The following is a 16,042-nucleotide window of genomic DNA, read 5'->3' on the forward strand; positions in this document are numbered from 1 at the left end:
TGCCGCTGACGCGGCATGGCTTCACATCGGCTTGAGATCGACCTCTTTGGCGATCTTGCCAAAGGTTTCCAGGTCGCTCTTCACGCGGGCGGTGGTTTCAGCCGGCGTGGACACGCGCGGGATCATTGCCAGGTCCAGCAGGCGCTGCTTCATTTCCGGCTTGGCGAACTCGCGCGCCAGGGCCTGCTGGATCTTGTCGACGATCTCGTCCGGCGTGCCCTTGGGCGCGGCCAGGCCGAACCAGGCAACCGCGGAAAACCCCGGCAGGCCAGCTTCGGGCGCGGTGGGCACGTCGGGCAGGGCCGCCACGCGTTCCGGGTTGGTGACGAACAAGGGCCGCACCTTGCCGGCCTTGATGAAGGGCGTCTGCACGCCGGTGTTATCGAGCACCGCGTCGATGTGCCCGCCCAGCAAGTCATTCATGGCCGGGCTGCTGCCCTTGTAGGGCACGATGTTGACCTGCATGCCGGCGGCGCGGGCGAACATGAGCTGGGTCAGATGCTGCTGCGTGCCCAGGCCGGCGTTGCCGAAGGTGATCTTGTTCGGATTCTTGCGGCCGTAGTCGATAAATTCCTGCAGGTTCTTGGCGGGGAATTCATTGTTCGTGACCACCACGAAAGGCAGGTCGACCAGCACCGTGATCTGCTTGAAGTCTTCCAGCGGCTTGTAGCGCAGTTTGTAGACATAAGGATTGACGGCCATGGTGCCGCTGGCGGTCAACGCCAGCGTGTAGCCGTCCGGCTCGGCGCGCGAGACGAACTCGGTACCCAGCACGCCGCCCGCGCCCGGCTTGGCCTCGACGATGGCCGGCTTGCCCAGTTCGGCCTGCAGGGCCTGCGCCGCGAAGCGCGCCAGCATGTCGGCGGACCCGCCGGTCGCATATGGCAAGACGATTGTGATCGGCTTGCTGGGATAGGTGTCCGCGGCCATCGCGGGCGCGGCGATCCCGGCCGCCAGACAGGCAGCGGCCAGAGTTTTCAGATGCTTGACCATCAATGATTTCCCCTCGTGGTGTAACGACTGCGCTTGCACCCGGGGAAGATTAAGCGGTCCCGTGTTATATGGCTAATCAACAATTAAAATAGATCTCTATCACCAACGTTGATAATCACCCGGGACTGCCATGCTGACCTCGATGGACCTGAACCTGCTGCGCATCTTCGATGCGGTCATGACCGAACGCAACGTTACGCGCGCGGCCTCCGCCCTGCACATGACGCAGCCGGCGGTCAGCAATGCCATCAACCGGCTGCGGCTGACCTTGAAGGATCCGCTGTTCGTGAAGATCCAGGGCGGCGTGCTGCCCACGCAACGCGCCGAACTCCTGTGGCCGCCGATCCGCGACGCGCTGGCCCGCATCGCCGACACGCTGGAGCGCAACGACTTCGATCCGGCGCGCTCCGAAGCCGTGTTCCGCATGGCCATGTCCGACTACGTGGCCGACCAGGTCATCCGCCCGCTGTTCGTGGAACAGCAGACCGTCGCGCCCAACGTCCGCATCCACCTGCATCCCTATTCGCTGGACAATGCCGGCGTGCTGCTGGAGAAAGGCGAAGTCGACATGGCGGCGGGCGTGTATTCGAACTTCGGCTCGTCTCTGCGCACCCTGCCGCTGGAAACGCTGACCTACGTCTGCGCCATGCGCAAGGGCCACCCGCTGCTGGCGCAGCCGCGCTTCACCCTGGACAACTTCTTGCGCGCGCGCCACCTGATGGTGAGCTTGCTGGGTACGCCGACCCTGATCGACCACGAACTCGCGCCCCACGGCTACAAGCGCAACGTGGTGCTCACCATCAACCAGTTCGCGCTGGCCCCGCGCCTGCTGGCCGAGACCGACCTGATCTGCGTGGTGCCCCTGAACACCGTGCGCAACAGTCCCTATAGCCATCTGCTGGAAGCAGTGGAGGCGCCCTTCCCGTTCGCCCCGCGCACCGTCAACCTGATCTGGCACGAACGTTCGGACAATATCCCCGCGCACCGCTGGCTGCGCGAAGAGATCCTCAAGGTCTGCCAGGCGCAAGGGATGGTGTTCGATCAGGCGCAGCCGGCTGAGTCTCATCCATACTGACGTGCCGACATATCATTCACAACAGTGATAATAACTGATACCAATCTTTGATTGGACCGAATGATGGTGCGTCAATAGCATTCTGGTCATCCCACTCCCGGCGCCTTGCGCGCCAGCATCCTGGAGACCAGCGTGACCCAGACCGCATCCGCCCCGGGCGCCCGCCGTTTTCGCGTCGGCTTCGACGTAGGCGGCACGTTCACCGATTTCACCCTGCTTGCCGAGCACACCGGTGAACTGCATTACTACAAGGTGCCTTCGACACCGCATGATCCGTCCGAGGCCATCCAGACCGGCCTGGCCCACCTGATACGCGAACACGAGATCGCCGGTTCCGAATTGGCGCACGTGGGCCACGGCACCACGGTGGCCACCAACATGGTCATCGAGCGCAGGGGCTCGCGCTGCGCGCTGGTCACCACGCGCGGCTTTCGCGACGTGCTGGAGATCGGCCGCCAGACGCGCCCTCACCTGTACGACTACAACGTCACCAAACCGCAGCCGCTGGCGCCGCGCGAATGGCGTTTCGAAGTGACCGAGCGCATCGGCGCCGACGGCGCGGTGCTGCAGGCGCTGGATGAGGATGAGGTGGTGGCGGTGGCGCGCGCGCTGGCCGCGGCCCGCGTCGAATCGGTCGCCATCTGCTTCATGCACAGCTACCGCAATGATGCGCACGAGCGCCGCACCCGCGACATCCTGGCTGAACACCTGCCGGGCGTCTACCTGAGCGTGTCCAGCGAGATCCTGCCGGAATTCCGCGAGTACGAGCGCATGTCGACCACCGCGCTCAACGCCTATGTAGGCCCGCGCATGGCCGGCTACATGCGCAACCTGGTGAGCTCCGTGCGCGCCATGGGCGTGGCGGCCGAGCCGACCACGGTGCACTCCAACGGCGGCCTGATGTCGGTGGAATCGGTGCTGACGGCCCCCGTGCGCACCTGCGTGTCGGGCCCCGCCGCCGGCGTGATCGGCGCGACCGAACTGGGCCGCGTGGCGGGCCTGCCCAATCTGATCACCTTCGACGTGGGCGGCACCAGCACCGACGTGTCGCTGGTGGCCGAGCTGCGGCCGCTGTTCACCTCCAGCCGCCTGGTGGCCGACTATCCGGTCAAGACCCAGATGGTGGACGTGCACGTCATCGGCGCGGGCGGCGGCAGCATCGCGCGCATCGACGACGCGGGCGCGCTCAAGGTCGGCCCGCAGAGCGCGGGCGCGGTGCCAGGCCCCATCGCCTACAACCGCGGCGGCGAAGTCGTGACCATCACCGATGCCCACGTGGTGCTGGGTCGCCTGAATCCGGTTGCGCTGCTGGAAGGCCGCATGGCCGTCCACGCGCGCCAGGCGCGCGAAGCGCTGGAAGCGCAGATCGCCCGCCCGTTGGGGCTGAGCGTCGAAGAAGCCGCCTACGGCATCCTGCGCATCGCCAACTCCAACATGGCGCGCGCGGTGCGCGCGGTCTCCACCGAACGCGGGCATGACATCCGCAAGTTCGCACTGTGCGCCTTTGGCGGCGCGGGCGGCCTGCATGCCGCCGAACTGGCGCGCGACTGCGGTATCGGCACCCTGCTGATCCCGCAGGAGCCCGGCACCATGTGCGCGCGCGGCATCCTGCTGTCCGACATTTCCATGGACTTCGTGCAGACCTTGATGGCCTACGCCACCGCCGACGGCTGGACGGTGGTCCGCCAGGCGCTGGCAGCCCTGGCCGGCAAGGCCCGGGCCTGGCTGGCCAGCGAAGGCGTGAACGACGCGGAGCAGCGCCTGTCCGCCGTCATCGACGCGCGCTACCAGGGCCAGAACTTCGAAATCGCCGTGCCGCTGGACGGCATGCAGCTGATGCCGCTGGACGAGTTCGTCGCGGCATTCAGCGCGGCGCACGTGCGCGAGTACGGCTATGACGCCGCCGGCCGTCCGGTGGAGATCGTCAATTGCCGGGTACGCGCCACCGGCCTGGTGCCGCGCGCTCCCCTGGCTCGCGTGCCTGGCGGCGCCAGCGTGGACGGCGCCCTGAAGGAACGCCGCAACGTGTATTTCGAAGGAACCGGCTGGGTGGCCACGCCCATCCTGCGCCGTGCCCTGCTGCCGGTGGATGTGCCGGTGGACGGGCCGGCCGTGATCGAGGAAATGAGCTCGACCACCGTCGTGCTGCCGGGCCAGCAGGCGCGCGCCGACGAATACGGCAACCTTGTCGTCAACCTCAACAGCTAAGGCGCACGCCATGACCAAGCAATCGACTTCCGCTGCCGGCACCGACACCTTCGACCCCATAGAAATGGAGGTCTTCAGCAACCGCCTGCTGTCCATTACCGAGGAGATGGGCAACACGCTGATCCGTTCGTCCTTTTCCACCAACATCAAGGAGCGCAAGGATTGCTCCGTGGCGCTGTTCGACGCCGCCGGCCGCCTGGTGGCGCAGGCCGCGCACGTACCGGTGCACCTGGGATCGCTGTCCGGCGGCATAGACGCCGTGCTGCGGCGCTATGGCGCGGCCGGCGTGCGGCCGGGCGACGCCTTCCTGTGCAACGACGCCTATCTGGCAGGCGGCACGCATGCGCCCGACATCACCGTCATCACCCCCATCTTCCACGAAGGCGCGCTGCGCTTCTTCGCGGCCAACATCGGCCACCATACCGACGTGGGCGGCGCCGTTCCGGGCTCCACCTCGCACCATCTGAAGACGGTGTGGGAAGAAGGCATCCGCCTGCCCGCCATGCGCATCGTGCGCGAGGGCGAGCTGGACATGGACCTGCTGGAGATGATCGCGCACAACACGCGCGAACCGGACAACCGCATGCACGACATCCGCGCCCAGATCGCCACCAACGACAAGGGCGCCAGGCTGATGCTGGAACTGGTGCAGCAGTCCGGCCTGCAGACCGTGCTGTCCGCCATCGACAGCATCATGCTGTACACGGAACGGCGCCTGCGCAACCGCATCGCGCAACTGCCCGCCGGCACCTATACCTTCACCGAGCGCATGGACGACGACGGCATGGGCGGCGACCCGGTCACCATCCAGGCCAACGTGCAGGCGCGCGACGGCCAGCTCCACGTGGATTTCACCGGCACCAGCAAGCAGGCGCGCGGCGCCTTCAACCTGCCCGCCAGCGCCCTGAACGCCAGCGTCTACTTCGCCGTGAAGGCCATGCTCGACCCGGAGCTCATGCCCAACAACGGCCTGTTCCAGCCCATCACCATCACCGCCCCCGAAGGCACCATCACCAATCCGCGCTTTCCGGCGGCGGTGGGTGCGCGCGTCACCACGGCGCAACGCGTGGCCGGCACCGTGATCGGCGCGCTGGGCCAGCTGCTTCCGCCCGACCGCGCCATGGCCTCGTGCAACGACGTCATGCCTTCCATGCTGTTCTCGGTGCCCATGCAGGACGGCAAGGGCACCTTCGTATACCTGGAAACGCTGGGCGGCGGCGCGGGCGGACGCGCGCAGGGCGACGGCATGGACGGCATCCAGGTGCACGTGACCAACACCTCCAACCTCCCGGCCGAAGCGCTGGAGATCGAGTACCCGCTGCTGGTCGAGGAGTACGCGCTGGTCAACGATAGCGGCGGCGCGGGCCGCCATCGCGGCGGCATGGGCATCGCGCGCCAGATCCGCTCCCTGCACGACCAGTTGATCTGCACCATACGCTGCGACGCCGCGCTGTTCGGCGCCGCCGGCCTGAACGGCGGACTGGCCGGCGGAACTTCCCGCGTCCTGCAGAACCCCGGCCGCGCGGACGAGCAACGCCTGCCCAACAAGATCGCCAGCCATTCCTTGGCCAGCGGCCAATCCGTGCGCCTGGAGACGCCAGGAGGGGGCGGCTACGGCCTGCCCGCCGAACGCGCCGCCGCCGCCATCCGCAACGACGTGCTGGGCGGCAAAGTCAGCCGGGGCGCGGCCGAACGCGACTACGGCGCGGAGCGCGTGACGCGCGCGCTGCAAGGAGACGCGGCATGAGCACGCCCGCCCCAGGGCCGCGCAACGGCGGTGAATTGCTGGTCGCGCAGTTGCAGGCCTATGGCGTCGAGCGTGTCTTCATGGTGCCGGGCGAGAGCTTCCTGCCCTGCATCGACGCGCTCTACGCCAGGCGCGACACGATCGAAGCCGTGGTCTGCCGCCAGGAAGGCGGCGCCGCCTACATGGCGGAGGCGCACGGCAAGCTGACCGGCCAGCCCGGCGTCTGCTTCGTCTCGCGCGGTCCGGGCGCGACCAACGCCGCGATCGGCGTGCACACGGCAAGGGAAGACTCCACACCCATGATCCTGTTCATCGGCCAGGTCGGCAGCGATACCGCCGACCGCCAATGCTTCCAGGAAGTGGACTACCGCGCCATGTACGCACCGCTGGCGAAATGGGTCGCCCAGATCGAACGGGCCGACCGCATTCCCGAGTACCTGGCGCGCGCCTGGGCGATCGCCACCGGCGGACGCCCAGGGCCGGTGGTCCTGTCGCTGCCCGAGGACATGCTGTCCAGTCTCGCCGACGTAACCTTGGCCGCCGCGCCACAGCCGCCCTGCGCCCGTCCGGCAGAAGCCGACATGCTGCGCCTGCGTGAACTGCTGGAAGCGGCCGAACGGCCCTTGCTGCTGCTGGGCGGCTCGCGCTGGCCGGCCGCCGCGCGCGCCGCCGTGCGCGACTTCGCGCTGCGCTTCGATCTGCCCGTGGCCACCGCCTGGCGCCGCCTGGAACTGTTCGACAACGACCATCCCAATTTCGTGGGCCAGGTCAGCGCCAGCATGCCCGCGCACCAGAAGCGCGCCGTCATGGACAGCGATCTGGTCATCGCGCTGGGTACCCGCCTGTGCGAGCCTACGACCATCAATTACGAATGGCTGGCCTCGCCCACGCCGCGCCAAACCCTGGTGCACATCCATCCCGACGCCAATGAGATCGGCCGGCTGTGCACGCCAGCGCTGGGCATGGTCGCCAGCGTCGAAGGCTTCGCCCAGGCCGCCGCCGGACTGGCGCCGACGCCGGGATGGCAGCCACGCCGCCGCGGCTCTGAAGCGGCGGCCCCAGCCCCTGCGCTAGCGCCCACACCCGGCCCGCTGGACCTGAATGCGGCAGCGCGCCACGTCGCCGCCACCTTGCCCCGACGCTCCTGCGTCACCGTGGGCGCGGGCAACTATGCGCTCTACGCGCACCGGCATATCGCCTTCAAGGGACCGGGCAGCCAGCTTGCGCCCGCTGTCGGCGCCATGGGCTATGGCCTGCCCGCAGCCATTGCGGCCAAGCTGCGCGACCGCGATGCGGCGGTGATCTGCTTTGCCGGGGATGGCTGTTTCCAGATGACGATGCAAGAACTGGGCACCGCCGCCCAGTATCGGCTAGGCATCGTGGTGCTGGTCTTCAACAACAGCCTGTTCGGCACCATCCGCCTGCACCAGGAACGCGCCTATCCCGGACGCGCGCTGGCGACGGAACTGGTCAACCCTGACTTCGCGCGGCTGGCGCAAAGCTACGGCGGCTACGGCGCCGCGGTCGAGCGCACGGAGGATTTCGCGCCTGCCTATGACGCCGCGTTGGCATACGCCCAAGAGCATTGCATGCCGGCCATAGTTGAATTGCGCTACGACGCCGACATCATCCTGCCGGACCGCACGCTGTCGCAGTTGCGCCGCGCGGAGACCGCCGCATGAAGCCGCTGCTGCGCCGCGTGTCCGCGCCCGCCTCGGCGCCACTGCGCCTGACCTGGAACGGCCTGCCGTTGCAGGCCCATGAGGGCGACACCGTGCTGACGGCGCTGCTGCTGGCCGCGCAGCAACTGCGCGTCACCCTGGGCGAAGGCGCGCCGCGCGCCGGCTTCTGCCTGATGGGCGCCTGCCAGGATTGCTGGGTGCAGACGGCGGAGGGCACGCGTCTGCGCGCCTGTTCCACCGCGGTCGAAGACGGCATGGCGCTGGTCAGCGCCCAGCCCGGAGAACTCGCATGCCGATGAATCCTCCCGGTGCCGATGACATGCCGCGCATGGTGGTGGTCGGCGCCGGCCCCGCGGGCGTGCGCGCCGCGCAGACGCTGCTGCGCCACGGCGTGCGCCCGGTGATCGTGGACGAAGCCGCCTTGCCCGGCGGCCAGATCTATCGCCAGGGCGCAATGCCGCGCGGCACCGCGCGCCAGCGCTATGGCTTCGAGTGGAAGCGTGCGCAAGCCATCCACGCGGCCGGCGCGGACCTGGCCGCCCGCGCCGACTACCGCGCCGCCACCGCGGTGTGGAATGCCGCGCCGGGCAGCCTCGACCTGGTTCGCGACGACGAACTGGAAACCCTGCCCTACACCCGCCTGCTGCTCGCCACCGGCGCCACCGACCGTGTGCTGCCCTTTCCGGGCTGGACCCTGCCCGGCGTCTACTCCTTGGGCGGCGCGCAGATCGCGCTGAAGAGCCAAGGCTGCATGTTCGGACCGCGCATCGTGTTCGCCGGCACCGGCCCGCTGCTCTATCTGGTCGCTTATCAATATGCGCGGGCCGGCGGCCAGGTGCAGGCCGTGCTGGACTGCGCGCCCCTGAATGGCCAGGTCCGCGCCGCGCCGGCCCTGCTGAGCCAGCCCGGCATGCTGGCCAAGGGCCTGTACTACCTGGGATGGCTGCGCGCCCACGGCGTGCCCGTGCGCCATGGCGCGCGGCTGGACGCGGCACAGGGCTCAGACCGCATCGAGAGCGTGCTCGCGACCCTGGACGGCAAGCCGCAAGCCATCGCTTGCGACGCGCTGGCGGTCGGCCACGGGCTGCGCGCCGAAACGCAGCTGGCCGACCTGCTGGATTGCGTTTTCGACTTCGACGCGTCGCAACGCGCCTGGCTGCCGCGCCGCGATGCCGATGGCCGCAGTTCGACAGCCGGCGTCTACCTGGCCGGCGACGGCGCGGGCATAGGCGGCGCCGTCCTGGCCGAGCTCGCGGGCGAACGTGCCGCGCTGGCCATGCTGGCGGACAGCGGCATCGCCGTCAGCGCCGCCAGAATGCAGTGGCTGGCCCGCCGCCAAGCTCGCTGGGCGCGTTTCCGGCGCGGCCTGGACCAGGCCTTTCCCTTGCCTGGCGCAAACTGCGACGACTCGGTCATGGTCTGCCGCTGCGAGGAAGTGCGCGCCGGCGCGTTGCGCGCGGCGGCCGGGCAATACGCCATCGACGACCTCAACCGACTGAAGGCGCTGACACGCATCGGCATGGGCCTGTGCCAGGGACGCATGTGCCAGGCGGGCGCGGCCGAACTGCTGGCCGACTGCCGCGGACTGGCCTTGGCGGACATCGGCCGGCTGCGCGGCCAGGCGCCGGTCAAGCCGCTGAACCTGTCCATGCTCGGCAAGGCGCAACCATGAACCCGCTGCATACGGAAGTCGCCATCATCGGCGCGGGCTTGGTGGGCGCCAGTGCCGCCCTGGCGCTGCGCCGCATGGGCGTCGCCACTACGCTGATCGACGGCGGCGCGAGCGGCGCACGCGCCAGCGGGGTCAACTTCGGCGGCGTACGCCGGCAGGGCCGCTCGATCGAACAGCTTTATCTGGCGCAGCGCGCGCACGGCATCTGGTCGCGCCTGCCCGAGCTCATCGGCACCGACGCGGAATACGTCCGCAGCGGCCACCTGAAACTGGCACGCACCGAATCCGACCTGGAAAAGCTTTGCGCCTACCGCGACAAGGTCAGCGACTTCGACCTCGGCCTGGAAATCATCGAGGCCGCCGAGTTGCGCCGCCGCTTTCCCGCGCTAAGTCCGGACCTTGCCGGCGGCTCGCTGTGTCCGCATGACGGCCAGGCCAATCCGCGCCTGGTCGCGCCCGCCTTCGCCCATGCCGCCGCGCGCGCCGGCGCCCGACTGCTCGAACACTGCGCCATCACCCATGCCGACACCCAGGGCGGCGATTTCCTGTTGACCGCCGCCGACGGCCGGCGCATACGCGCCGCCACGGTCATCAATGCGGCGGGCGCCTGGGGCGCGGCGGTGGCCCGATGGTTCGACGACGACCTGCCCTTGCAGGTCAAGTATCCGACCATGCTGGTGACCGAGCCGCTCACGCCGCAGATCGACGTGTCGCTGGGCGTGGAAGGCGGCGGCTTCTATGCCCGGCAGGTCGCGCGCGGCAACGTCGTCATGGGCGGCGGTTACGGCAGCGCGCTGCCCGGAGACCGCAGCCGGCCCGGCCGCGCCGCGCTTGCCGAGCTTGGACGCGCCGCTCCGTCGGTGCTGCCCGCCCTGGCTTGCGCCAGCGTGATCCGTTGCTGGTCCGGCATCGAAGGCTACTTCGCCGACAAGAACCCGGTTATCGGATTCAGCCCCCGGGTGCCGCAGCTGCTGCATGCCTTCGGCTTCTCGGGCGGAGGCTTCCAGATCGCGCCGGCGGTGGGCGAGGTCATCGCCGAAATGGCGACGGGGCGCGGCGGCTTGATGATGGCTGAAAAGTTCTCGGCCAGCCGCTGGGAGGCCGCGCAGGCGTGACCCTTGCGGCGGCCGCGCCAGGGCTTGCGCGGCGAGGCCGCATCAACTGCGCTTGCTGATCGCTCTTGCCGCCCTGATCACCAGCGGCCCCAGCTCCTCGCGCGCGCGTTCCAGCGACCAGCGCGGCTTGGGTACGGATATGTTGAGCGCGCCCAGGGGATTGCCCTTGTCGTCATGGATAACCGCGGCCACATTCAGGTCCCCGGCGTAGAACTCTTCGTCGGCATAGGCGTACTGGTCGCGCCTGGCCTCTTCGATCAACGCGCGCAGCTTGCCGATATCGGTGGTGGTGCGCGGCGTGTGCTTGACGCACGTGATGCGACGCAACTTCAGCTCGAGTTCTTCCGGCGGCAACAAGGCCCATAGCGCGCGCCCCGAAGCGGTCGCCACGCACGGTATCTGCGTGCCCACCGGCAGGTACTCGGGGATGTGCCTGGCTGGCGCCACGCGCATCACGAACACCATGTTGTCGCCGTCCGGCACGGCAAGGTTGACGATCTCTCCGCACTCCTGGTTGACCTGGTGCAGCACCGCATGCGCATGCTGGAACAAGGGCTGCCGGTAGAGATAGCTGTAGCCCAGCCCCACGGCCTTGACCGTCATGCTGTAGCGCTTGCTGCGCGGATCCTTGGACAAGTAGCCGGTTTTCTCCAGCGTGTACGCCACGCGTTGCGCCGAGCCGATGGTGATGCCGTTCTCGCGGGCCATCTCCTGCAAGCTCAAGGAGGCGTGGCCGCGGAAGGACTCCAGCACGGCCAGCCCTTTTTCCAGCGACTGGATCATCAAGGCGGAAGGTTCAGACATTCGGGTTCCGTGTGTATGGCTGGGAGGGAATTTTGTCCGCAAAAAACGGGAAAGCAAGCTGGCCTAGGGAAACCCTTACGTTGTGGCCCGGCCCCGCGAGCAGTATAAAAACACCTCAATTTATCGATATACGTATATTGTTATCGAATAGCGATAATTAAACAAATTGGGGTTTCATGCAAGCGTATCCATCCCATGATCCGGCGCACGCCACCGCCATGCCGCAAGCCGCAAACGACAGCTCAGGCGCCTCGGACACGGCGCTGCCTGCCGTCGTCGACGTCGCCATCGTCGGCGGCGGCATCATCGGCATCAGCACTGCCTACGCCCTCGCGCGCGCCGGGCTGCGGGTCGCCGTGTTCGAAAAAGGCACGCTGGCCTGCGAGCAATCGTCGCGCAACTGGGGCTGGGTGCGCACGCTGGGACGAGACCTGCCTGAAGTGCCCCTGGCGCAGCGCGCGAACCAGCTGTGGGAAGAGATCCAGGCCGCGGTGGATGTGGGCTTCCGTCGCAGCGGCATGTTCTACCTGCAGGAAAACGACGTGGACGCGGCGGGCCATCAGGCCTGGATCGACGGCGCGCGCGCGCATGGCGTTGATGCGCGCCTGCTGGATAACCGCATGCTGCGGAAAATGCTGCCGTCGACCGGACGCGCCTGGACGGGCGCCATGTATAGCCGCACGGACGGCGTCGCCGAACCGCAGTTGGCAACGCGCGGCATAGCCTCACTGGCCCGCGCAGCGGGCGCACACATCCTGGAAGGCTGCGCCGTGCGCGGCGTGGAACGCAGCGCTGGCCGCGTATCCGCCCTGCTTACCGAGCGCGGCCGCGTCGCAACCCAGGCGGTACTGGTCGCGGCCGGCGCCTGGTCGCGGCTGTTCTGCGGCAACCTGGGCGCCGACTTCCCGCAATTGAAGGTCCGCGGATCCGTGCTGCGCACGACCCCGCTAGACACGGGCCCGCTGGCTGCCATCAATGGCAAGGACTTCACCTGCCGCAAGCGCGCCGACGGCGGATACTCGGTATCGCAGTTCGGCGCATCGATGGCGGACGTGGTGCCCGACACCTTCCGCCTGATGCCTCATTTCTTCAGCGCGTGGCGCGCCAACAGCAGCTTCGTGCGGCTGCGCTTCGGCAAGCGCTTCTTCGAGGAACTGAAGATTCCGCGCCATTTCCCGGTTGATCGCGTTTCGCCCTTCGAACGGCATCGCGTGCTGGATCCGTCGCCGTCCAGGCGCGGCGTCGAGCAGGCGTGGCACAGGCTGGTCCAGGCCTTTCCCGCCTTCCGCGCAGCGCGCATCGCGCAGTCCTGGGCCGGCTACATCGACGTCACGCCCGACGCCATGCCCGTCATGGATGCGGTGCCCGGGCTCCCCGGGCTCTACCTGGCTTCCGGCTTCTCGGGCCACGGCTTCGGCATCGGCCCGGCAGTTGGCGAAGCCATGGCGCAGCTGATCCAGGGCCAGACGCCGGCCATCGATCTGCACCCGTTCCGCTACGGCCGCTACGGCACATGACGGCCGCAAGCGTTCGATCACTCATACAACCACAGGGGAGTTCTTTCATGGATAGCCACAGCGTCGACCTGCATCGCCGCGCCACCGTCGTCGACGGCCTGGTCTTCTTCAGCGACGGCAGCGCCCGCGACATGCTGTCCGGCGGCGTCAGCGCCATCAACGTCACGATCAGCGAGATGGGCGCGGACTTCGAGCAGGCGCTGCGCGACTGCATGGCCTGGCGCCAGCGCTGCGCCGCGCCGGACTCGCCCTGGCTGCTGGTGGAAAAGGCCGATGACATCGCGCGCGCCAAGCAGGCCGGCAAGCTGGGGCTCATCATGGGCTGGCAGAACGGCAAGCCGCTGGGCGACCAGATCGACCGCGTTGCCCTGTTCCATGAATTGGGCATGCGCGTCATCCAGCTGACCTACAACGAAGCCAATCTGCTGGGCGACGGCTGCCTGGAAAAGCGCAACGCCGGCCTCAGCGACCTGGGCGTGAAGATGGTCGCAGAGATGAACCGCATCGGCATCGCCATCGACCTCAGCCACTGCGCGCCGCAGACCTGCCTGGACGCCGCCCGTCACAGCAGCAAGCCCGTGCTGCTGACCCATGCCAACGCCAACGCCGTCATCACGCGTCCGCGCAACAAGTCGGATGAGGTCATCAAGGCGGTCGCCGCGACCGGCGGCGTGGTCGGCTGCAGCATCCACGCCTACCTGAACTGGCGTGGGGATCCACGCCAGCAACCCTTGCTGTCGGACTTCGTCGCCAACGTGAAGTACATCGGCGAACTGGTCGGCTACGAGCACGTGGGCATCGGTACCGACTTCCCGTCGGTCGACACCTACGAGGCCGTGCGTCACGTGATGGTGATGTCGCGCACCAAGTACGCCAAATCGGGCGGCGACTTCTCCGATGCCTTTGGCGACGTCATGGAAGCGCGCTATCCCGTGGAAACGCCGACGCCGGCGCAATTCCCCGCCTTTACCCATGCGCTGCATCAAGCCGGCCTGACCGACAGCCAGATCCTGGGCGTGCTGGGCGGAAACTTCCAGCGCGCATTCGCGCAAGCATGGGCCGCCGCCTGAATCGAATGGAGATCACCATGACCCTGCGCCTGCACCGCTACTTCACCGCCGCGCTGGCTTGCGCGGCCCGCGCCTTGCCGCTCGCGGGCGCCGCCATCACGGCGCCAGCTGCCGCTGCCGCGCCCTATCCCGCCCAGCCTGTCCACATCATCGTGCCCTATCAAGCCGGCGGTTCCACCGACATCGTGATCCGCAAGTTCGCCGAACTCGCCGCGCCCGAACTGGGCCAGGCCATCGTCATCGAGAACCGCGGCGGAGCCGGCGCCACCATGGGCGCGCGCGCCATCAAGAGCGCGCGTCCCGATGGCTACACGCTGGCCGTCCTGCCCAGCCCGGTCTATCGCATGCCCCACATCCAGGACATGGGCTACGACCCCACGCGCGACTTCACCTACGTCATGATGCTCAGCGGCTACACGCTGGGCGTGGCGGTGCCTGCCGCCTCCCCGTACAAAACCTGGGCCGACTTCATCAGCTACGCCAAGCAGCACCCGAATGAAGTCACCTACGGGACAGCCAGCGTCGGCAGCGCCTCCAACGTGATGATGGAAGACATCGCCGGCCGCAACGGCGTGACGTGGCGCCATATCCCCTACAAGGGCGAATCCGAGGTGCTGACCGCGGTGATCGGGGGCCAGGTCACGGCGTACGCCGGCTCGACCACCGTGCAGCCCATGGTGCAGTCCGGCAAGATGCGCATGCTGGTCACCTGGGGCGAACAGCGCAGCGCCCAGTATCCCGACACGCCCACCCTGCACGAAGTGGACGGCACGCCGCCGGCCAACGCGCCATTCGGCATTGCCGGCCCCCAGGACATGCCGCCCGCCGTCGTTTCCAGGTTGCATGCCGTCTTCAAGCAGGTGGCCGAATCCGATGCCTTCAAACAGATCCTGACCCAGTACGGCCAGGAGCTGGTCTACATGGACGGCAAGGACTACGCCGCCTATGCCGCCCGGCAGTACGCCCTGGAAGCGGAGATCGTCCGCAAGCTGGGGCTGGCCGCCAACAAGTAAGGCGCCACGGCCCGGCTGCGCCGCCGCAGCCGGGCTGCTTCGGCTTGGGGTCGCGCACGATCCGACAACAGCCGGGGTCCGCCAGGGCCTCGGCCAGCAAGAAGAGTCCAGGAGATATCCATGATTGTTCGAGCACTCGCCATTCTGCCTACACGCCGCCGCGCTCTCGCAGCCTTGTGCGGCCTGGCCGGCCTGCTGGCCGCCGCACACCCGGTCGCGGCGCTGGCCGAGGCATGGCCCGCCAAGCCGATACGCCTGATCGTCGGCTACCCGCCGGGCGGCGGCACGGACACGGTGGCGCGCATGCTGGCGCAACAATTGGGCCAGGAGCTCAAGCAGCCCGTCGTGGTCGAGAACCGCGCCGGCGCCAGCGGCACCATCGCGACCCAGCAGGTCGTGCGGGCCGAGCCCGACGGCTACACCGTGCTGTTCGCCACGGCGTCGCCGCTGACCGGAGCGCCGCTCACGGTCAAGGACCTGCCCTACGACCCCATGAACGACCTGATCCCGGTCACCCGCATCGGCGGCGGCCCCTTCATCCTGGTCGCCAACCCGGGGTTCCCGCCCAACACGCTGCCTGAACTGGTGGAGTACGCGCGCAGCCGCCCCGGAGAGGTCAACTATGCCTCGCCGGGCATCATGACCGCCAACTTCTTCTTCTCCGAACAGCTGAACATGGATGCCGGGATCAAGACCACGAACGTGCCTTACCGGGGCAGCGCGGCGCTGCTCAATGACGTCATGGCCGGCCAGGTGCAGTACACGCTGGACACGCCGGGCACCACGCTGCCCTTCATCCGCAACGGCAAGCTGAAGGCGCTGGCCATCTTCAGCGACCAGCGCCTGGACCGGGCGCCCGAGATTCCCACCGCCAAGGAAAGCGGCTATCCGAACCTGGTCGGCGGTTCCTGGTACGGCTTGCTATTGCCCAAGGGCACGCCGCCCGCGATCGTCGATGGCCTGTACAAGGCCACCAAGACCGCCTTGTCCAGCGCCGACGTGCGCGCCGCCATGGAAGCGCGCGACGTGATGGTGGAAGGCAGCTCCCCCGACGAATTCCGCAGCTACCTGCAAGCCGAGTTCAAGCGCTGGCAGGACGTGACGCAAAAGCTGGGCATCAAGCCGCAATGATCTTTTGAAGCCGCG

At 68.2% G+C, this 16,042-nt stretch carries 13 protein-coding genes; 11 read left to right on the forward strand and 2 right to left on the reverse strand.

The window, feature by feature from the left end; genetic code table 11:
* Nucleotides 1-21: 21 nt before the first annotated feature.
* Nucleotides 22-993, reverse strand: coding sequence for a tripartite tricarboxylate transporter substrate binding protein (locus IPU70_RS27395; RefSeq protein WP_207472415.1), 972 nt, complete (start codon nucleotides 991-993; stop codon nucleotides 22-24).
* 130 nt (nucleotides 994-1,123) lie between these two features.
* Between IPU70_RS27395 and IPU70_RS27400 the strand changes: the two genes are divergently transcribed.
* The 7 genes from IPU70_RS27400 to IPU70_RS27430 all read left to right on the forward strand — a co-directional run bounded on the left by IPU70_RS27400 (nucleotide 1,124) and on the right by IPU70_RS27430 (nucleotide 10,492).
* Nucleotides 1,124-2,068: a LysR family transcriptional regulator gene (locus IPU70_RS27400; protein ID WP_013395305.1), complete on the forward strand. Its 945-nt coding sequence runs from the start codon at nucleotides 1,124-1,126 to the stop codon at nucleotides 2,066-2,068.
* 132 nt (nucleotides 2,069-2,200) lie between these two features.
* Nucleotides 2,201-4,276, forward strand: a complete 2,076-nt coding sequence (locus IPU70_RS27405; protein ID WP_207472416.1) for a hydantoinase/oxoprolinase family protein — start codon at nucleotides 2,201-2,203, stop codon at nucleotides 4,274-4,276.
* 10 nt (nucleotides 4,277-4,286) lie between these two features.
* A complete protein-coding gene (locus IPU70_RS27410) occupies nucleotides 4,287-6,023 on the forward strand; it encodes a hydantoinase B/oxoprolinase family protein (RefSeq protein WP_207472417.1) in 1,737 nt (578 codons plus the stop codon).
* Entirely contained in the window at nucleotides 6,020-7,705 is a 1,686-nt protein-coding gene (locus IPU70_RS27415) for a thiamine pyrophosphate-dependent enzyme (RefSeq protein ID WP_207472418.1), read from the forward strand. The genes IPU70_RS27410 and IPU70_RS27415 overlap by 4 nt, the downstream gene beginning before the upstream one ends.
* A complete protein-coding gene (locus tag IPU70_RS27420; protein WP_207472419.1) occupies nucleotides 7,702-8,004 on the forward strand; it encodes a (2Fe-2S)-binding protein in 303 nt (100 codons plus the stop codon). The genes IPU70_RS27415 and IPU70_RS27420 overlap by 4 nt, the downstream gene beginning before the upstream one ends.
* On the forward strand, nucleotides 7,995-9,377 hold the full coding sequence (locus IPU70_RS27425; RefSeq protein ID WP_207472420.1) for an FAD-dependent oxidoreductase: 1,383 nt from the start codon (nucleotides 7,995-7,997) through the stop codon (nucleotides 9,375-9,377). Before IPU70_RS27420 ends, IPU70_RS27425 begins: the two co-directional genes overlap by 10 nt.
* Entirely contained in the window at nucleotides 9,374-10,492 is a 1,119-nt protein-coding gene (locus tag IPU70_RS27430; RefSeq protein ID WP_207472421.1) for an FAD-binding oxidoreductase, read from the forward strand. Before IPU70_RS27425 ends, IPU70_RS27430 begins: the two co-directional genes overlap by 4 nt.
* Before the next feature lie 42 nt (nucleotides 10,493-10,534).
* Here the strand turns inward: IPU70_RS27430 and IPU70_RS27435 are convergent, their stop codons facing one another.
* Nucleotides 10,535-11,296: an IclR family transcriptional regulator gene (locus IPU70_RS27435; RefSeq protein WP_242702725.1), complete on the reverse strand. Its 762-nt coding sequence runs from the start codon at nucleotides 11,294-11,296 to the stop codon at nucleotides 10,535-10,537.
* Between the two features lie 176 nt (nucleotides 11,297-11,472).
* Here IPU70_RS27435 and IPU70_RS27440 point away from each other — a divergent pair, with 176 nt between their 5' ends.
* The 4 genes from IPU70_RS27440 (at nucleotide 11,473) to IPU70_RS27455 (ending at nucleotide 16,027) form a co-directional block, all read left to right on the forward strand.
* On the forward strand, nucleotides 11,473-12,813 hold the full coding sequence (locus IPU70_RS27440; RefSeq protein ID WP_242702726.1) for an FAD-binding oxidoreductase: 1,341 nt from the start codon (nucleotides 11,473-11,475) through the stop codon (nucleotides 12,811-12,813).
* A gap of 47 nt (nucleotides 12,814-12,860) precedes the next feature.
* Nucleotides 12,861-13,883 (forward strand): dipeptidase, encoded by a 1,023-nt coding sequence (locus IPU70_RS27445; protein ID WP_207472422.1) that lies wholly within the window; start codon nucleotides 12,861-12,863, stop codon nucleotides 13,881-13,883.
* 17 nt (nucleotides 13,884-13,900) lie between these two features.
* Nucleotides 13,901-14,896, forward strand: coding sequence for a tripartite tricarboxylate transporter substrate binding protein (locus IPU70_RS27450; RefSeq protein WP_242702727.1), 996 nt, complete (start codon nucleotides 13,901-13,903; stop codon nucleotides 14,894-14,896).
* A 120-nt stretch (nucleotides 14,897-15,016) separates the two neighbouring features.
* Entirely contained in the window at nucleotides 15,017-16,027 is a 1,011-nt protein-coding gene (locus IPU70_RS27455) for a tripartite tricarboxylate transporter substrate binding protein (RefSeq protein ID WP_207472424.1), read from the forward strand.
* Nucleotides 16,028-16,042 lie beyond the last annotated feature (15 nt).

It is taken from the genome of Achromobacter sp. SD115 (genome assembly GCF_017355315.1).
Classification (GTDB): Bacteria; Pseudomonadota; Gammaproteobacteria; order Burkholderiales; family Burkholderiaceae_B; genus Achromobacter; species Achromobacter xylosoxidans_B.

Coding starts and splice junctions, on each gene's coding strand:
- IPU70_RS27395 (WP_207472415.1), bottom strand. CDS start 993: ATGGTCAAGCATCTGAAAACTCTGGCCGCTGCCTGTCTGGCGGCCGGG.
- IPU70_RS27400 (WP_013395305.1), top strand. CDS start 1,124: ATGCTGACCTCGATGGACCTGAACCTGCTGCGCATCTTCGATGCGGTC.
- IPU70_RS27410 (WP_207472417.1), top strand. CDS start 4,287: ATGACCAAGCAATCGACTTCCGCTGCCGGCACCGACACCTTCGACCCC.
- IPU70_RS27415 (WP_207472418.1), top strand. CDS start 6,020: ATGAGCACGCCCGCCCCAGGGCCGCGCAACGGCGGTGAATTGCTGGTC.
- IPU70_RS27420 (WP_207472419.1), top strand. CDS start 7,702: ATGAAGCCGCTGCTGCGCCGCGTGTCCGCGCCCGCCTCGGCGCCACTG.
- IPU70_RS27425 (WP_207472420.1), top strand. CDS start 7,995: ATGCCGATGAATCCTCCCGGTGCCGATGACATGCCGCGCATGGTGGTG.
- IPU70_RS27430 (WP_207472421.1), top strand. CDS start 9,374: ATGAACCCGCTGCATACGGAAGTCGCCATCATCGGCGCGGGCTTGGTG.
- IPU70_RS27435 (WP_242702725.1), bottom strand. CDS start 11,296: ATGTCTGAACCTTCCGCCTTGATGATCCAGTCGCTGGAAAAAGGGCTG.
- IPU70_RS27440 (WP_242702726.1), top strand. CDS start 11,473: ATGCAAGCGTATCCATCCCATGATCCGGCGCACGCCACCGCCATGCCG.
- IPU70_RS27445 (WP_207472422.1), top strand. CDS start 12,861: ATGGATAGCCACAGCGTCGACCTGCATCGCCGCGCCACCGTCGTCGAC.
- IPU70_RS27450 (WP_242702727.1), top strand. CDS start 13,901: ATGACCCTGCGCCTGCACCGCTACTTCACCGCCGCGCTGGCTTGCGCG.
- IPU70_RS27455 (WP_207472424.1), top strand. CDS start 15,017: ATGATTGTTCGAGCACTCGCCATTCTGCCTACACGCCGCCGCGCTCTC.